We start from the raw sequence: 17,136 nt of genomic DNA, 5'->3' as shown, positions 1-17,136 counted from the left end.
TGAAAGGAAAAGCAGATGAAGAATAGAAAAATCGTGATTTTAGGAGCAGGACATGTTGGAACACATTGTGCATTATCATTGATGTTTCGTGCTCTTGCAAATGAAATTGTGCTGATCGACACAGATGAAGAAAAAGCAAAAAGCCAGGTGCTGGATCTTGATGATATGGGAGCATGCATTCCTGCAAAAGTTGTGATTCGCTCAGGAAATTACGACGATCTTTGTGATGCAGATATTCTTGTTAATGCGATCGGAAGAAGCCGTAAAGAGGGAGAGACGAGACTTGACATGTTTGAAGACTCTATAGAGAGACTCAAAGATATTATTCCAAAGATCAAAAACACAAAGTTTCAAGGAATTTTGATCAGTATCACAAATCCTGCAGATGTTGTTGGGGAATGTTTAAGAAAGGCATTGGAAATTGATAGATTCCGTTGCTTTAGTACAGGAACGAGTCTTGATAGTTTAAGAATTAAGCGAATTCTGGAAGAAAAAACAGGATATCATAGAAATTCTATTGATGCTTTCTGTATGGGAGAACATGGAGATTCCCAGATCGTCCCATTATCTCATGTGTCCGTTGGTGGAAAATCATTTGTAAAATTACAGAAAGAAAATCCAGATACATTAGGAAAGATTACGATCGAACAGTTACAGGATGAAGTACGTCAGGCAGGAATGACGGTCATTATTGGAAAGAAAAGTACGGAATTTGGAATCGGAATTGCATTAAGTGAGATCGTAAAATCTATTTTTCATGATGAAAAACGAATTTGGCCATTATCTGTACATCTAGATGGAGAGTATGGACAGAAAGATGTGGCAGCAGGAGTACCTGTTGTGATCGGAACAGATGGAATAGAAGAGATTGTGGAAATGGAACTTACAGCGGAGGAAGAGGCACAGTTTGCCCATTCTTGTGACGTGATCCGCGGTTATTTAAAGAAAGCAGAAGAACTGCTTTCTTAAAGTTACATGATCAATGGACGGATCATATCAATACGCTGCTGTTCCTCAGGAGACATTGTTTCCTTAAGACTATCCATGATCACAGAGATTTCTTCATTTGTAAAAGAAAGACCTTGTTCAGAAAGGCGGCTTGCAGCTGCCATAAGATCAGGAAGAATTAGTTCAAGAGGCTTTCCCTGGCAGCTGGAGATCACAAATTCAATGATCTCCAGTTTTTTTGGATTAAGATCTGATAAATTTTTTAAATGGCTGGAATGATCAGACATAAAAAACTCCTTTATTTTTTTAGAATCTGGTTTAATTTGTTCATAAAATCAGAATTTGGCTTCGGATGGTTATTGGAAGATGAATCGCCTGCCATCATCATTGGCATTAGTTTTGAAAAAAGATCTGCATTAGAATTTTTATTTGATGAAGAAGGACTATGATTACCAGTAGTGTCAACAAAACGCTGGTAATTTTGATATATTTCAAACATCTGCATCATTTGGAGAATTTGTTCAATTTGCTCGGCAGTTTCTTTTGGCGCACGAAGTTTCATGGCATTTAGTAATAATTCCATAGAAGCAGGATTTTGGTCAAAACCACAGGCGGAAAGCGTTTGTTCATTATCAAATTGAGTGGAGATTCGGGATAATTCTGTTAATTTAATATAGATTGCTGCCACTTTTTTTAAATTTGGCGGCAGATATGGAAGAGCATCTTCTAACATATTAGAAGAATCACTGCGGAAGAAATTTTCCCAGGGAATTTGGTTTTGTTCCATGATTGTCACAACCTTCAGATTTATTCTCATATCCTATAGTATTAGGAGGTGAAGTAAATTATGAGTGAAATTTTTGTGGAAGAAGAAAATACGGTCTATGAATTAGATGCAGAGTGTCTAAAAAGAAAAGAAGAACAAAAGAGAAGACAGAGGGATTCAAAGGAAATAAGAAATAAAAACAGTTATCATGCACAGAAAACAAAAGCAATATGTAGAAAACAAAATCAGCCGAATATATGGATTTTATGTCTGCTATTTTTAATCGTACGATAATAAAAATGAGGATGCCAGTTTGAGGCATCCTCGTTTTACGTTTTAAGGAAAGATCGTGTTATGTCAAAATTGATAGGATCAGCATCCACATCCACAGCCATTGTTATTTCCACATCCAAAACCACCATTACCGCAGCAACACAGGATTAAGATGATCCAGATCAGGCTGTCACAGCCATTTCCACATCCGCATCCATCGTTATTACCGCATCCGCAGCAGCAAAGCAGAATTAAAAGAAGCAGGCAGCTGTTATTTCCTCCGAAACCAGATGAACCACAAGATCCTCCGCAGCCAGTTGCAGCTAAATCACTCATGCTAAAACCTCCAAAGATTTATTTACAGTTTATAATATTCTATGGATGGCAAAATGTGAGAAAAATTCATTGGTATACCTTTTTTTGTGTTTGTGGTATAATCTGCAATAGAATGTATGAAAAGAAATAACAAAGAAGGAAAAATAATGGGAGAATTGAATTTTCAAAATGTTTTTGACAAGGTTAGAAAAGATTCAGTAATGGTTCATTGTATTACTAATTATGTAACGATCAATGACGTAGCGAATATTATTCTTGCGATGGGTGCATCTCCGATCATGGCGGATGACCCAATAGAAGTTTGTGAGATTACGGGTATCAGTGACTGCCTTGTGATCAATATGGGAACATTAAAGCAAAATATCGTAAGATCAATGTTGCTTGCAGGAAAGAAAGCAAATGAATCAGGTCATCCAATCGTATTTGATCCAGTAGGAGTCGGAGCATCAAAGTTTCGAAAAGATACAGCAATAAAACTGCTTAATGAGGTTCATTTTAGTGTCATCCGTGGTAATATATCAGAGATAAAGACACTATATGAATGGAGTGAAAATTCTTATGGTGTGGATGCGAAGAAAGATGATATTATAACGGAAGATAATCAGAAAAAAGTAATCAGGATGGCGAAAGAGCTGGCAGTAAAAACAAAAGCTGTTATTGTGATCACAGGAGAAACTGATCTTGTAACAGATGGAGAAACAGTTTATTTTATAAAAAATGGTGTTCCGGAAATGGCAAGAATTACAGGATGCGGGTGTATGCTTGATGGCGTGATCGCAGGATTTATCGGGGCAAACCAAGGAAATATCCTAGAAGCAACAGTCACAGCAGTTTCTGCAATGGGAATCTGTGGGGAATATGCCAGAGAAAATGCAAAAGGAACAGGAACGTTAAAAGTGCATCTTATAGATGCGATGAGTAATATAGATGAAACATGGATGGAAAGGAGTAATCAGATTGAGAGTAGAAGCTGAAACAATGACATTATACGCAGTCACAGACAGAGCATGGGCGAAAGAAGTCACACTAATGGAGCAGGTAAAACAAGCACTAAAAGGCGGCATTACTTTTTTGCAGCTTCGTGAAAAGAAGCTTTCAGAGGGAGAATTTATAAAAGAAGCAAGAGAGATGAAGAAACTGGCAGCACAATACCAGATTCCATTTGTGATCAATGATAATATCAAAGTTGCACTGGAAGTAGATGCTGACGGAGTACATATTGGACAAGATGATATGTCTGTGGAAGAAGCAAGAAAACTTCTTGGAGAAGATAAGATCATAGGTGTATCCGCTCACAATGTGAAGGAAGCACTGAAAGCACAAAAAGGTGGAGCAGATTATTTAGGAGTTGGAGCCGTATGTGCGACATCGACAAAGAAAGATGCGAATGTTGTATCCAAAGAAGAAATTAAAAAGATTAAAGAAGCTGTGGATATACCAATCGTGGCGATCGGAGGAATTAAAAAAGATAATATTGATGCTTTAACAGGAACAGGGATTGATGGTGTTGCTGTAGTTTCAGCAATTTTTGGTGCAAAAGATATTACAAAAGATACAAAAGAGCTGTTAAAAACAGTAAAAAAAATGAAGCAAGAATAGAAAAAAGGGAATTGCAATATTTGAAATCCGTGATATACTAAATAATTGTGTGATAAAAAAGAGCATATCAAAAGATAATTAGGAGGAATACCAATGTTAAATATGTTTGCCGGAGAAGTTTTACCGATCACGGCATTTATCGGAGTATTTTTTGCATTTTCTGCAACGTGTATCCTGACATCCTTTTTAAATGATTGGCTGCCAAGAGATCATGGAAGAGAATTTGCACATAATGGAAAGTTATCCGCAGGAAAACCAAGGGGTGCAGGGATCATCTTTATTTCTGTGTTCTGTATTGCAGCATTGCTGTTTGGAGAGATGTCTGTGGAGATGTTTATCTATCTGGTACTTGTGTTCATTGAAATGTTAACAGGTTTTTTGGATGATGCAGCAGAAGTGCCATGGGGTGAGCTGAAAAAAGGAATTCTTGATTTCCTTGTAGCGGCAGTAGCAGCACTTAACTATATGCATTTTAATTCTACTTATGTAGAGCTTGCAACGATTGGTGTGAAATTCTACATTCCACCAGTATTGTTCTTTATCCTTACGATCGTCTTAGTATGGGCAGCAATCAATGTCACAAACTGTTCTGACGGGGTTGATGGATTATCAGGAACATTAACGATCATTACATTAATGACAATCTATGTGATCGACCAGATCCGTGGTAACGAAACACAGTTTCCATATATCATCCTGCTGTTTGTTGTATGTATCCTTGGATATTTATGGTATAATGCAACACCAAGCCGTCTGATGATGGGAGATGCAGGAAGCCGTGCAATGGGAATTTTTATTAGTATTGCAGTGCTTAAGACAGGAAGTCCGTTCTTATTCTTATTAGTAGCGTTAATCCTGATCCTTGATGGTGGTTTAGGACTTTTAAAGGTTGCATTATTAAGATTTTTAAAGATTCATATTTTTGAAAATACAACCATGCCGCTTCATGATCATGTTCGCAAAAAGATCGGATGGTCTAATACACAGACAGTTTTCAGATTTGCGATCATTCAGATCGTTATTTCAATTGCAACAGTTTATCTGATTCTCATTTAAGGTAAATAAAATACATAAGGTGCAGAGCTTCGATGTCTGCACCTTTTAACGTTTTACTTCCATAAAGTGCAGAAGTATGTTATAATAATTAGAAAAAATGCATTGCAGGAGGACAGATACATGATTCAATTATTTTCAGAAGGTGCATATCTTGTAGACGGAACAACTTTAGTAAAAGAATCTGAAGCCGGAGCTTTAAAGCAGCTTGTCGGTGAAAAAGTATCCAAGGAGGATGCTGCGAAAAATACCATCGCATATGGTATTTTGAGAGATCACAACACATCCGGAAATATGGAAAAACTTCAGATCAAATTTGATAAATTAACATCCCATGATATTACGTTTGTTGGAATTATCCAGACAGCAAGAGCATCAGGAATCGAAAAATTCCCGGTACCATATGTCTTGACAAACTGTCATAACAGTCTGTGTGCTGTTGGTGGAACGATCAACGAAGATGATCATATGTTTGGCTTAACAGCTGCAAAGAAATATGGTGGAGTTTATGTACCACCTCATCAGGCAGTTATTCATCAGTTTGCAAGAGAGATGTTAGCAGGCGGTGGAAAGATGATTCTTGGATCAGACAGCCATACTCGTTATGGAGCACTTGGAACCATGGCAATGGGAGAAGGGGGACCAGAACTTGTAAAACAGCTTCTTAACAGAACTTATGATATCAATATGCCTGGAGTAATCGGAATTTATCTAAAAGGTAAACCAGTCAAAGGAGTCGGGCCACAGGATGTTGCACTGGCAATTATTGGAGCAGTATTTGAAAAAGGTTATGTAAATAATAAGGTTATGGAATTTGTCGGACCTGGTGTGTCTAATTTAAGTGCAGATTTCCGAATCGGTGTCGATGTTATGACGACAGAGACAACATGTCTGTCTTCTATCTGGAGAACAGATGACAAGATCAAAGAATTTTATGAGATTCATGGAAGATCTGAAGACTTTAAGGAATTAAATCCTGGAAAAGTTGCTTACTATGATGGAATCGTGGAAGTTGACTTAGATAAGATCAAACCAATGATCGCTATGCCATTCCATCCAAGCAATACATATACGATCGAAGAGGTGAATGCAAACCTTGATGATATCTTAGCAGATGTAGAGAAACGTGCATTAGTAAGTTTAGATGGAGCTGTTGATTATTCATTACGTGATAAAGTACGTGATGGAAAACTTTATGTCGATCAGGGAATCATTGCAGGATGTGCTGGTGGTGGATATGAGAATATCTGTGCGGCAGCTAATATCTTAAAGGGAGCAAGTATCGGTTCTGACGAATTTACATTAAGTGTCTATCCTGCAAGTACACCAATTTATATGGAACTGGTAAAGAATGGAGCAGTTGCAGATTTGATGCAGACAGGTGCGATCGTTAAGACAGCTTTCTGCGGACCTTGCTTTGGTGCCGGAGATACACCTGCGAATAATGCATTCAGTATTCGTCATTCAACAAGAAACTTCCCAAATCGTGAAGGCTCTAAACTTCAGAATGGTCAGATTTCTTCTGTAGCATTAATGGATGCACGTTCTATCGCGGCAACTGCAGCGAATAAAGGATATTTAACAGCTGCAACTGATGTGGAAGCAAGTGATTTTATTCCAAAATATCATTTTGATAAGACAATTTACGATAATCGTGTATTTGACAGCAAAGGTGTTGCAGATCCATCTGTAGAGATTCAGTTTGGACCAAACATCAAAGATTGGCCAGAGATGTCTGCACTTCCACAGAATATGTTGTTAAAAGTTGTTTCAGAAATTCATGATCCTGTTACAACAACAGATGAACTGATTCCTTCAGGAGAGACTTCATCTTATCGTTCTAACCCATTAGGACTTGCAGAGTTTGCATTATCAAGAAAAGATCCTGCATATGTAGGACTTGCAAAAGAAGTACAGAAAGCACAGAAAGCAATCGAAGCTGGTGAAGATGCAGCCGAAGCTTTTCCAGAAGTGAAAGATATCTTAGCAACGGTCAAAGAATCTTATGCAGATGTGACTCAGGATAATCTAGGAATCGGAAGTACGATCTTTGCAGTAAAACCAGGAGATGGTTCTGCACGTGAACAGGCAGCTTCCTGCCAGAAAGTATTAGGTGGATGGGCAAATATCGCAAATGAATATGCGACAAAGAGATACCGTTCCAACCTGATCAACTGGGGTATGCTACCATTTACAATCAAGAAGGGTGACCTTCCATTTAAGAATAAAGATTACATCTTTGTTCCAGAGATCCGCAAAGCGGTAGAAGACAAACTTACAAGCATTCCTGCATATGTAGTAAATGAAGGAATGAAAGAGATTACCTTAACATTAGGTGAATTAACAGATGATGAGAGAGAGATCATCTTAAAAGGATGTCTCATCAATTATTACAGAGATTAAAGGATTAAGGAGTAAATATACATGACAGGTACATTTTGGGCGATTCTTCCGCCGGTGATCGCAATTATTTTGGCATTAGTGACCAAGGAGGTATATTTATCGCTGATGATCGGAATCGCATCAGGAGCCTTGATGTATCATGATTTTCATTTGATCAAGGCAATGGATACGATTTTTGCGATCATGGGAGAGAAAATTGGAGCCAATTGCGATATTTTGATATTTTTAGTATTATTGGGAATTCTGGTAGCACTGATCACAAAATCTGGTGCTTCCAGAGCCTATGGAAAGTGGGCAGCGAAAGCAATCCGTACAAAGAGACAGGCGTTGTTTGCAACCATTTGTCTTGGCGTTGTAATTTTCGTTGATGATTATTTTAACTGTCTGACAGTCGGAACAGTTATGCGTCCAGTAACAGACAAATATAAAGTTACAAGAGCGAAACTAGCTTATGTCATTGATGCAACAGCAGCACCGGTGTGTATCATTGCACCAATTTCAAGTTGGGCAGCAGCAGTTGGATCATCTTTACCAGCAGGTAGTAATATTGATGGATTCACTTTATTTTTAAATGCAATCCCATTTAATTACTATGCATTGCTTACATTAGCATTTTTAGCATTTTTGATCATTGCAAATATTGACTATTCAAAGATGAAACAGTACGAGCTGAATGCACATTTAGAAGAGGTTGTGGAGGATGCAGAAGAAGTGCCGATCGTTGGGCATGGACAAGTAAAAGATCTGATTCTGCCAATTTTATTTTTGATCGCATCATGCATTGGGTTTATGCTGTATACTGGAGGGTTCTTTAAGGGAGTTCCATTGGCAGAAGCATTTGCAAATTGTTCTAGTGCGAGAAGTCTAGTATTAGGATCATTTTTAACGTTGATCTTTACGTTTATTTTATATATTCCAAGAAAAGTTCTTGCGTTCGTAGATTTCTGTGGAAGTTTTGCACAAGGCTTTAAAGCAATGACATCTGCGATCATGATTCTTTGTCTTGCATGGACATTATCAGGAATTTGTGGAGCTGAATATTTAAATATTCAAGGATTTGTAAAGGCAGCAGTTGGAGGAAGTACAATGGCAATCGCAGTGATGCCTGTTATTTTCTTCTTGATTTCCTTGGGACTTGCATTTGCAACAGGAACATCCTGGGGAACATTTGGAATCTTGATCCCTATTTCTGTTACAATTTTAAGTGGTAATTATATGATGATGTCTGTCTGTGTAGGAGCGATTCTTGCGGGAGCGGTTTGTGGAGATCATATTTCTCCGATTTCGGATACAACGATCCTTTCATCTGCGGGTGCACAATGCAGGCATATTGATCATGTGTCAACACAGATGCCGTATGCGTTAACGGTAGCGTTATGTGCAAGTATTGGGTATATCTTATCTGGAGTTACTGGAAATGGTTATATTGGACTTGCATCAGCATTAGCAAGTCTGGCAGTTGTTATGGCAATTATAGTTATGACAGCGAAACGAGGAAGATAATATGAGCAAAATCTTGATGGATAAAAAAGTCATAAAATCAATGGAAGAGATCAATCGTGTCATGATCGGCAAAGAGCGTACAGTTCATCAGATCATGACAGCAATTCTTGCCGGAGGGCATGTTTTGATCGAGGATATTCCAGGGGTTGGGAAGACAACACTTGCATTGGCTTTTTCGAAGGTTTTAGGTCTCTCATATCAGAGAATTCAGTTTACACCGGATATTATGCCGACAGATATTGCAGGATTTTCTATCTATCATATGGAAAGTGAAACTTTTGAATATCGGGAAGGCGCAGCAATGACGAATCTGCTTCTTGCGGATGAGATCAATAGAACGTCTCCGAAGACACAATCAGCATTATTAGAAGCGATGGAGGAAGGAAAGATTACGGTCGATGGAGTGACAAGAGATCTGCCGGATCCATATATTGTGCTTGCAACACAGAATCCACTTGGATCAATCGGAACGCATACACTTCCAGAGTCACAGTTAGACAGATTTATGATTCGAACTTCCCTTGGTTATCCAGATATGGAAAGTGAAGTGCAGATGCTTATGCAGGGAAGTGTTGATCTGACAGAGCAGAATATCAAAGAACAGATTTCAGCACAAGAGTTAAAGAAAGCTCGTAAGGAAGTTAAAGGATTGTTTGTTCATGAAGATATTATTAGATATATTGTAGAAATTGCAAATGAAACAAGAAGATCTAGAGATTTAGAGCTTGGGATCAGTCCAAGAGGAACGATTGCATTGTTATCCATGGCGAAAGCTAACGCATATCTTGATGGACGCAATTATGTGATACCAGAGGATATAAAAAATGTATTTCTTGAAACAATTGAACACAGAGTTATAAAAAGTAAAGAAGCAAGGATTCAGAAAAAGACAAGGAAGGAAATTTTAAAAGACATTTTTTACAAGATTCCACTTCCAAAGGGCAATCAGAAAGGATAAAGATGTATTTTTTTGTCATAGTATTTGCGGCTGTTTACTGGATCATTTATGGAAACTGGATTGGAGGGTGCCTTATGGCATCCTTATTTCTTATTTTGATTTATAGTATCAGTCGCTGCAAAAAAGAGGAAAAACAGCTGGAATTTAAGGCAAATGTTCAAGAACGGATCATAACTCAAGGAGAAATGATCAAGATCATTCCAGAGATTTCTGGAATTAATACAAGGAATGATGATTATATTTTTGAAGTTGAATATGAGATTGAATCAAAATTTTATGGAACTAAAAACAAAATAAGACAGAAGATTCGATGGAATCAGAAGATAGACAATCTGCTTTTGACAGAAGAAATGAAAAAATGCGATCATGTTGTGTTTCGCTTGATATCTGTTTCATGGGAAGATCTTACTGGAATTTATAAAATAAAAAAATATTTACAACAAGAAATCCGGATTCTTGTAATGCCACATTCTTATGAATTAGGAACCATGAATGATCGACTCAAGAAAATGAATTCTTGTGAGCAGGGATTTGAATATGATGGAGTAAGGAAATACCGGGAAGGAGACAGATTATCAAGAATTCATTGGAACCTTTATGCTACATCCAGAGATTTATGGGTTAGAAAAAATGAGGATGAAGCACAGGAAAGTGTAAAGATTGCAATTAGCCTTAAAGATATAAATAAAGATCGAATTTCTGATTATTTTGCAGTGGTTTATTCCGTTTTGTTATTTTATATGAATGCCGGGGTAAATCAAGAAATCTATTATGGAAACCATATGTTTTTATTAAAGCATATAGAACAATATGAAGAACTTTTTACGGATATATTTGAGTGTGGAATATCAGAGATATCTATGGAAATTCCCAATATCCAGGCAATTACACTTGATGATAATATAAAAAATATCCAGAAATATTTATATGAGATGGAGTTATAATGCAGAAGAATAGGAAATTACAAATAGAATATATATTGCCTGCGATTATTTTTGCCTCTGTCATATGGGGGATTTTTGCAGGATTCAGGGTTTCCAGATACCAATGGATTATGATTTCTGGAAGTGTTGTACTGTTTCTTGGAATATGTACGTTATGTGATCGGTTGAAACAGACAGTTTATCTGATGATCATTATGGCTGGATTATTTTTAGCGGTGTTTCATACACAACTTTTAAATGGATTCAGAATCATCAATAATAAAATGGCACTTGCGTTGAATCAAAGTATGGATCTTGGATTTTATTATTATGTATCAGTACAGATGGAAAACAGCCGTAGAGACAGTGTGTTGGCGGTTGTATTTTTTCTTCTGATTGCAGGGATACTTTTATCATTTTTAAGGAAATATCCGTTGATCTTGTTTGCTTTAACAGGGGTGATGGAGTGCTTTGTTTTGATTGTGGCACCATATAGTATTTCTGCTGTATTCTTTTTATTTCTTGGATCATGGATCGTTTATTTTAGCTTACGCAAAGGGAAAAAGGAATTTGCGGGACTAATTGGTATTTTATGTATTTTGATGATCTTTCCATTATATTTTCATGACCAAACGACGGTTCCTGCAGATACAATGATCAAGCGTAGCATCTTAGTACAGATTCGAAAGATGACGCAAGGTGAATCTTATGTAGCAGAAGGAGGACTTGGAAATGGGGATATTGCTTCAGTGGGAGAAGTATCACCGACAGGAAAAAAATTATTTCAGGTTTATGCGCCAGAAAAAGATGATCTTTATCTGAAAAGTTATGTAAGCAGTGACTACGTAAATGGAAAGTGGATAGCAAGTACGAAAGACACCATTGTATATGGTGGTGAGTCAGCAATAGAACTTCCGTTTCTGTTTCCAGATCTTCATATGGACGATTTTGTTACATATGATAAAGATTACATTAAAACGGATAAAGATATGATGTTTTCGGAAAAAAGGAACTTGAAAATCTCTTATCAGAAGAAACAAGATCGATATCTTTTGTTTCCATATTTTTGTGATATAAGCCAGATAGAAGGAAATGTTATTTCTGATAGCATGATCAGCAGGACAAACAGTCGCAAGGATTATGACATGGTATATTATCAGGTAAAGAATCCCAAAGCAGTATTTCAGGCACAACAAAAGCTTGATTTTTCTAAAATCGGAAGCACAATGGAAGAAATCATGGAAAAAGATTACATAAAGACGATGGATGATTATGGAACTTATGTAAGAAAAGAATATTTAAAAATACCAGATTCCATAAAAAAATGTTTAAAAACATTAGATCTTAAGACGGATTTAAAGAAATCAGAGAATCAAAATATTGAAGAAGTCCAGTCTTATTTAAAACGTAATTACCAATATAGTTATCGTCCAGGGTTGACACCACAAGGAAAAGATCCGATAGTTTATTTCTTAAAAGATCGAAAGAAAGGATTTTGCACCCAGTATGCATCGGCAGCAGTTTTTATGCTTCGAAATGCTGGGATTCCAGCAAGATATGTAGAAGGGTATAAGATTCGATCTGATCAGTGGAGACTTGGAAAGGCACAAGTGACGGATTATGAAGCGCATGCCTGGGCAGAAGTTTATGTTAAGCACATTGGGTGGTTGCCTGTGGAAGTTACTGGGATGAATACAGGTAAAACAGCATATGAGCAAGTACAAAAATTGGATAAACAGAGCAATGCGATTGTACCAAATAAAAAACAATTTGTAACAAATGTAAAAAAAGTATTGCATTTTGTAGCAATAATTGCAATTATTTTGGTTGTTGTAATATTAATAAAAATGTTACAAAACTTGCAGAAGTTAAAGAAAATGGACAACAAAGAAAAGATTCTTTACTACGAAAATAAATTAAAAAAATATGGAGAAAACCAAGGAAAATCAAGGAAAACAGCGGAACTGATGACATACGGGATCATTGAAAAAGCAAAGTTTAGTGATGGAGATATTACAGATCAGGAAGTAGTGATCGTAAAACGTCATTTGGATTTATTAAAGAGAAAAAACAGAAATGTTACAAAGATATTAAGCAAACTGAAATAATCTTAAAAAACTGTTGACAAATATTGCTGCGTATCGTACAATATTAACTGTTGAACGAAACATTTGAAATAAATTTAAAAATTGATATACATATAGGAGACAATATGAAAAAGATTATTTTAAGACTAGCAGTATTAGTAGCAATGGCATCGGCGGCAGTTACAATGAATGTACATACAAAGACAAAGGAAGTTCAGGCAGCAAGCAGAAAAGGACAGCAGGTTGTTAAATATGCAAAGAAATTTGTAGGAAATAAATACAAATACGGTGGATCAAGCTTAACAAAAGGAACAGATTGTTCTGGATTTACAAGAGGTGTATATAAGAAGTTTGGAAAGAGCCTTCCTCATTCTTCAAGTGCACAGAGAAGATATGGTAAGAAAGTAAAAGGTGGAATTAAGAATGCGAAAGCAGGAGATTTAATTTGTTATAGCGGACATGTTGCAATTTACATGGGAAATAACAAGATTGTACACGCAAGTAATTCAGCACCATATCCAAGAGGTGGAATTAAAATCTCTAACAATGCAAGATACAGAAAGATCGTAACAGTAAGAAGAATTGTTCAGTAAGATCAAAAAGGCATTTCTCAATTTGAGAGATGTCTTTTTTTGTGCATTAAGATAGAACTTTAAAAATATAAGAGATTCAAAGAAATCTTTTTGAAGATATCCAACAAAAATTTAAGATATGTAGCATAAAAATTTGACAGATAAAACAGATACATATTATAATTTTAAATAACAGATTTTAGTAAAATATACATCTGCCTTATTGGACTGATGTTTTTTAAAGGAGAAAATTTATGATCATTAAACCAAGAGTCAAAGATTATTTATGTTTAACAGCACATCCAGAAGGATGTAAGAAGAATGTAGCAGATCAGATCGCTTATGTAAAAGCGCAGGGAGAAATTCCTGGAGAAGCAAAGAAAGTCTTAGTGATCGGATGCTCTACAGGATATGGACTGGCATCAAGAATCGTAACAGCGTTTGGATGTCATGCAGATACACTTGGAATCATGTTTGAACGACCATCTAATGGAAAGAAGACAGCAAGTCCTGGATGGTATAATACAGCAGCATTTGAACAGTTTGCAAATGAAGAAGAAATCTATGCAAAAACAATCAATGGAGATGCATTTTCTAAGGAAATTAAAGATCTGACGATCGAAACGATCAAAAAAGATTTTGGTAAAGTAGATCTTGTTATATACAGTCTCGCAGCACCAAGAAGAACAACACCAGATGGAGAAACATATCGTTCTGTCCTAAAGACAACAGGAGAGGAATTTACAAATAAGAATCTTAACCTGAAAGATAATAGTATTGGAATGAAGAGCATTCCTGCAGCGACAGAAGAAGAAGTGAAAGCGACAGTCAAAGTTATGGGTGGTGAAGACTGGAAGTTATGGATGCAGGCTTTAAAGGATGCTGATGTATTATCTGAAGGCGCAAGTACGGTTGCATATTCTTATATTGGTTCTGAACTTACTTATCCGATCTATTATGAAGGAACGATTGGTGCAGCAAAGAAACATCTGCATCAGACAGCTGATGAGATTACAAAAGAGGTTGGAGTAAAGGCGCTGATCTCTGTAAATAAAGGGCTTGTAACACAGGCGAGTGCAGCAATTCCGATTGTTCCATTATATATGTCTGTATTATATAAAGTTATGAAAGAAAATAATGTTCATGAAGGATGTATCGAACAGATTGAACGTTTATTTAAAGAAAAGAAATTATTAGCAGATACGGTCACAGATGAACATGGATGGATTCGAATGGATGATCTGGAACTTCGTGATGATATTCAGAATGAGGTGAAGAAGCGTTGGGAAGAGATTGATACAGATAATGTCAAGGAACTGGCCGATGTTGATGGTTACTGGGAAGATTTTTACCGTATGTTTGGATTTAATGAGGAAGGAATTGACTATGAAGCAGAGACGGATCCAGTTGTAGAAATTCCTAGTATCAAAGAATAATGGCGTATACAGAGATTGTGATCACAAAGATGAAAGACCATCTGGTAAGTATGTTATTAAAAGATCACCAGCCAGTGGAATTTCAATGTGTGAGTGAAAAAGCCAAAATCGAAATCGGAAATATTTACACAGGCATCGTAAAAAATGTTGTGAAAAATATCAATGGAGCTTTTGTCGAGTTTGATGAAGATGAGATGGGATTTCTTTCCATGCAACATAAGCAATATAAAGCGGGAGATGAAGTTCTGGTGCAGATAAAGAAAGAGGCGACGAAGGAAAAACGCCCAATGTTATCAGACCAGATTGAATTAACTGGCAAATATCTTGTGCTGACTTCAGACAAGCTTTCTGTAGGGATTTCTAATAAGATTCATAAAAAAGACAAGAAACAGGAATTAAGAGAGATGGCAGATCCTCTGGTGACACAGGAATATGGTTTTATTATTCGTACTGAGGCAGCGAAAGCCGATAAGGAAGATGTGCTTTATGAGGCGGATATGCTCGCAGAGAAGTATCAGCAGATTGCCCGTAAGAAGTCATACCGCAAAGCACCACAGCTTGTAGATACAAATTATGATGCATTGTCAGTTCTTGTATGTGATATAAAACCAGAAGCAGCAGACAGTATTGTAACAGACCAGGAAGATCTGTATGAACAGTTAAAAGAAAAAGGCTATGAGGTATCTTTATGCTGTTATGAGGCAGGAGATATTGACCGCAGATACAGAGTCCGTCATTATCTGTCAGAAGTATTTAAGCAAAAGATCTTTATGAAGTCTGGGGGATTTCTTTATATTGAGCAGACAGAGGCAATGGCAGTTATTGATGTGAATACTGGCAAATCTATCGGAAAGAAAAATCAGGAAACACATATTAAGAAAATAAATTTAGAAGCTGCAAAGGAAGCAGCAAGACAGATCCGGTTAAGAAACTTATCCGGGATCATCATGATCGATTTCATTGATATGAGATCAAAAGAAGATGAGAAAGAATTATTACAGGTAATGCAGCATTATTTAAATGATGACTCAAAAAAAGCAGTCGCAGTAGACATTACAAAACTCGGAATTATGGAGATTACAAGAAAAAAAGAAAAAAATCCAATTTTTCGACAAATAAGTATTGACATATTAGGATAGTGCTGTTATTATATATGAGTATGCCGCACAGCGAGGTTAAAGAATGCGAGAAATCACCAAAGCTGGCGAGATTTGATAATAGGAGGTGCCGTGATGTACGCAATTATCGCAACAGGTGGAAAACAGTATAAAGTAAGCGAAGGCGACGTAATCAAAGTTGAGAAACTTGACGCTGAAGTAGGAGCTAAAGTAACATTTGATAATGTACTTTTAGTTGGTGGAGATACTGTTAAAGTTGGAACACCTACCGTTGATGGTGCGAAAGTTGAAGCTTCTGTAGTAAGCGAAGGAAAAGGTAAGAAAGTCATCGTTTACAAATACAAGAGAAAAACTGGATACCATAAGAAAAACGGTCATAGACAGTTATTTACACAGGTTAAGATCGATAGTATCGTTGGATAATATCCTGAGGATAGAGTTATGACAAAGATAACATTCTATCAAGGAGTTGATGGAAGCTTTCATGGCTTCCATTCACAGGACCATGCAGGTTACAGTGCGGAAGGACAAGATATTGTCTGTGCCGCAGTATCTGCGCTGGTAATTAATTTTGTGAATTCCCTGGATGAGCTGACAGATGATCACTATCAGATTGATGTAAACCAGGAGAACGCAGAAATTGACGTAGTATTTACGGAAGAGCTTTCACATGATGGAAGCTTGTTATTAAGATCACTGATTCTTGGACTTACTTCGGTGGAAGAAGAACATGAACAGTATTTAGATGTAATCTTTAAGGAGGTGTAACAAAAATGATGAAAATGAACCTTCAATTTTTCGCTCATAAAAAAGGAATGGGTTCTACAAAGAACGGTAGAGATTCTGAATCTAAGAGATTAGGTGCGAAAAGAGCTGACGGACAGTTTGTAAAAGCTGGAAATATTCTTTACAGACAGAGAGGAACTAAGATTCATCCAGGCGTTAACGTAGGACGCGGTGGTGACGATACATTATTCGCATTAGTTGATGGTATTGTTCGCTTCGAAAGAAAAGGTAAAGATAAAAAACAGTGTTCTGTACATCCAGTAGCATAATTTAATTGCATACAGGAACAGATCATTTGAGATTCAGTAATTACGGCTTCAAATACATATTTGAGGCCGTTTTTCATTATGATATAAGATAATGAAGGAATTTTGT

19 protein-coding genes are annotated in these 17,136 nt (G+C 36.7%); 16 read left to right on the top strand and 3 right to left on the bottom strand.

Translation table 11 applies throughout. The annotated features are described in order from the left end of the window. The first annotated feature begins 15 nt into the window (after nt 1-15). Nucleotides 16-969, top strand: a complete 954-nt coding sequence (locus KE503_RS02480) for an L-lactate dehydrogenase (RefSeq protein WP_055196845.1) — start codon at nt 16-18, stop codon at nt 967-969. 2 nt (nt 970-971) lie between these two features. Here the strand turns inward: KE503_RS02480 and KE503_RS02475 are convergent, their stop codons facing one another. Together KE503_RS02475 and KE503_RS02470 are read right to left on the bottom strand one after the other, a co-directional pair. After that, nucleotides 972-1,235, bottom strand: coding sequence for a hypothetical protein (locus tag KE503_RS02475; protein WP_055196847.1), 264 nt, complete (start codon nt 1,233-1,235; stop codon nt 972-974). An 11-nt stretch (nt 1,236-1,246) separates the two neighbouring features. Next, nucleotides 1,247-1,735, bottom strand: coding sequence for a hypothetical protein (locus tag KE503_RS02470; RefSeq protein WP_249182940.1), 489 nt, complete (start codon nt 1,733-1,735; stop codon nt 1,247-1,249). 60 nt (nt 1,736-1,795) lie between these two features. Here KE503_RS02470 and KE503_RS02465 point away from each other — a divergent pair, with 60 nt between their 5' ends. Further along, nucleotides 1,796-2,008 (top strand): hypothetical protein, encoded by a 213-nt coding sequence (locus KE503_RS02465; protein ID WP_022375257.1) that lies wholly within the window; start codon nt 1,796-1,798, stop codon nt 2,006-2,008. Between the two features lie 78 nt (nt 2,009-2,086). On the opposite strand, the gene KE503_RS14405 is transcribed toward KE503_RS02465, so the two are convergent. Then, nucleotides 2,087-2,323, bottom strand: a complete 237-nt coding sequence (locus KE503_RS14405) for a hypothetical protein (RefSeq protein WP_022375258.1) — start codon at nt 2,321-2,323, stop codon at nt 2,087-2,089. A 146-nt stretch (nt 2,324-2,469) separates the two neighbouring features. Here KE503_RS14405 and thiM point away from each other — a divergent pair, with 146 nt between their 5' ends. From thiM to rpmA, 14 genes are all read left to right on the top strand, one after another. Next, nucleotides 2,470-3,297 (top strand): hydroxyethylthiazole kinase, encoded by an 828-nt coding sequence (gene thiM, locus KE503_RS02460; protein ID WP_022375259.1) that lies wholly within the window; start codon nt 2,470-2,472, stop codon nt 3,295-3,297. After that, a complete protein-coding gene (thiE, locus tag KE503_RS02455) occupies nt 3,251-3,922 on the top strand; it encodes a thiamine phosphate synthase (RefSeq protein WP_022375260.1) in 672 nt (223 codons plus the stop codon). Before thiM ends, thiE begins: the two co-directional genes overlap by 47 nt. 93 nt (nt 3,923-4,015) lie before the next feature. Beyond that, nucleotides 4,016-4,978, top strand: a complete 963-nt coding sequence (locus KE503_RS02450; protein WP_022375261.1) for a glycosyl transferase family 4 — start codon at nt 4,016-4,018, stop codon at nt 4,976-4,978. A gap of 120 nt (nt 4,979-5,098) precedes the next feature. Further along, on the top strand, nt 5,099-7,378 hold the full coding sequence (locus KE503_RS02445) for a hydratase (RefSeq protein WP_117944651.1): 2,280 nt from the start codon (nt 5,099-5,101) through the stop codon (nt 7,376-7,378). 21 nt (nt 7,379-7,399) lie between these two features. Then, nucleotides 7,400-8,881 (top strand): Na+/H+ antiporter NhaC family protein, encoded by a 1,482-nt coding sequence (locus KE503_RS02440; RefSeq protein WP_212384398.1) that lies wholly within the window; start codon nt 7,400-7,402, stop codon nt 8,879-8,881. Nucleotide 8,882: 1 nt separating this feature from the next. After that, nucleotides 8,883-9,839, top strand: a complete 957-nt coding sequence (locus KE503_RS02435; protein ID WP_022375264.1) for an AAA family ATPase — start codon at nt 8,883-8,885, stop codon at nt 9,837-9,839. Between the two features lie 74 nt (nt 9,840-9,913). After that, entirely contained in the window at nt 9,914-10,783 is an 870-nt protein-coding gene (locus KE503_RS02430; protein ID WP_249182939.1) for a DUF58 domain-containing protein, read from the top strand. Continuing rightward, complete coding sequence (locus KE503_RS02425) at nt 10,783-12,870, top strand: transglutaminase domain-containing protein (protein ID WP_212384396.1); 2,088 nt, start codon at nt 10,783-10,785, stop codon at nt 12,868-12,870. Before KE503_RS02430 ends, KE503_RS02425 begins: the two co-directional genes overlap by 1 nt. 104 nt (nt 12,871-12,974) lie before the next feature. Further along, nucleotides 12,975-13,442 (top strand): C40 family peptidase, encoded by a 468-nt coding sequence (locus KE503_RS02420; RefSeq protein ID WP_022375267.1) that lies wholly within the window; start codon nt 12,975-12,977, stop codon nt 13,440-13,442. Between the two features lie 233 nt (nt 13,443-13,675). After that, on the top strand, nt 13,676-14,857 hold the full coding sequence (gene fabV, locus KE503_RS02415; protein ID WP_022375268.1) for an enoyl-ACP reductase FabV: 1,182 nt from the start codon (nt 13,676-13,678) through the stop codon (nt 14,855-14,857). Further along, nucleotides 14,857-15,996 (top strand): ribonuclease E/G, encoded by a 1,140-nt coding sequence (locus tag KE503_RS02410; protein ID WP_212384395.1) that lies wholly within the window; start codon nt 14,857-14,859, stop codon nt 15,994-15,996. Before fabV ends, KE503_RS02410 begins: the two co-directional genes overlap by 1 nt. Before the next feature lie 93 nt (nt 15,997-16,089). Then, on the top strand, nt 16,090-16,398 hold the full coding sequence (gene rplU, locus KE503_RS02405) for a 50S ribosomal protein L21 (protein WP_009263894.1): 309 nt from the start codon (nt 16,090-16,092) through the stop codon (nt 16,396-16,398). A gap of 18 nt (nt 16,399-16,416) precedes the next feature. Beyond that, entirely contained in the window at nt 16,417-16,743 is a 327-nt protein-coding gene (locus KE503_RS02400) for a ribosomal-processing cysteine protease Prp (RefSeq protein ID WP_022375270.1), read from the top strand. A 5-nt stretch (nt 16,744-16,748) separates the two neighbouring features. Then, a complete protein-coding gene (gene rpmA, locus KE503_RS02395) occupies nt 16,749-17,030 on the top strand; it encodes a 50S ribosomal protein L27 (protein WP_008391483.1) in 282 nt (93 codons plus the stop codon). Nucleotides 17,031-17,136 lie beyond the last annotated feature (106 nt).

The sequence above is a fragment of the Anaerostipes sp. Marseille-Q3525 genome, from assembly GCF_018223505.1.
GTDB classification, from domain to species: Bacteria; Bacillota; Clostridia; order Lachnospirales; family Lachnospiraceae; genus Anaerostipes; species Anaerostipes amylophilus.
This window is presented reverse-complemented; position numbering and strand designations above follow the sequence as displayed.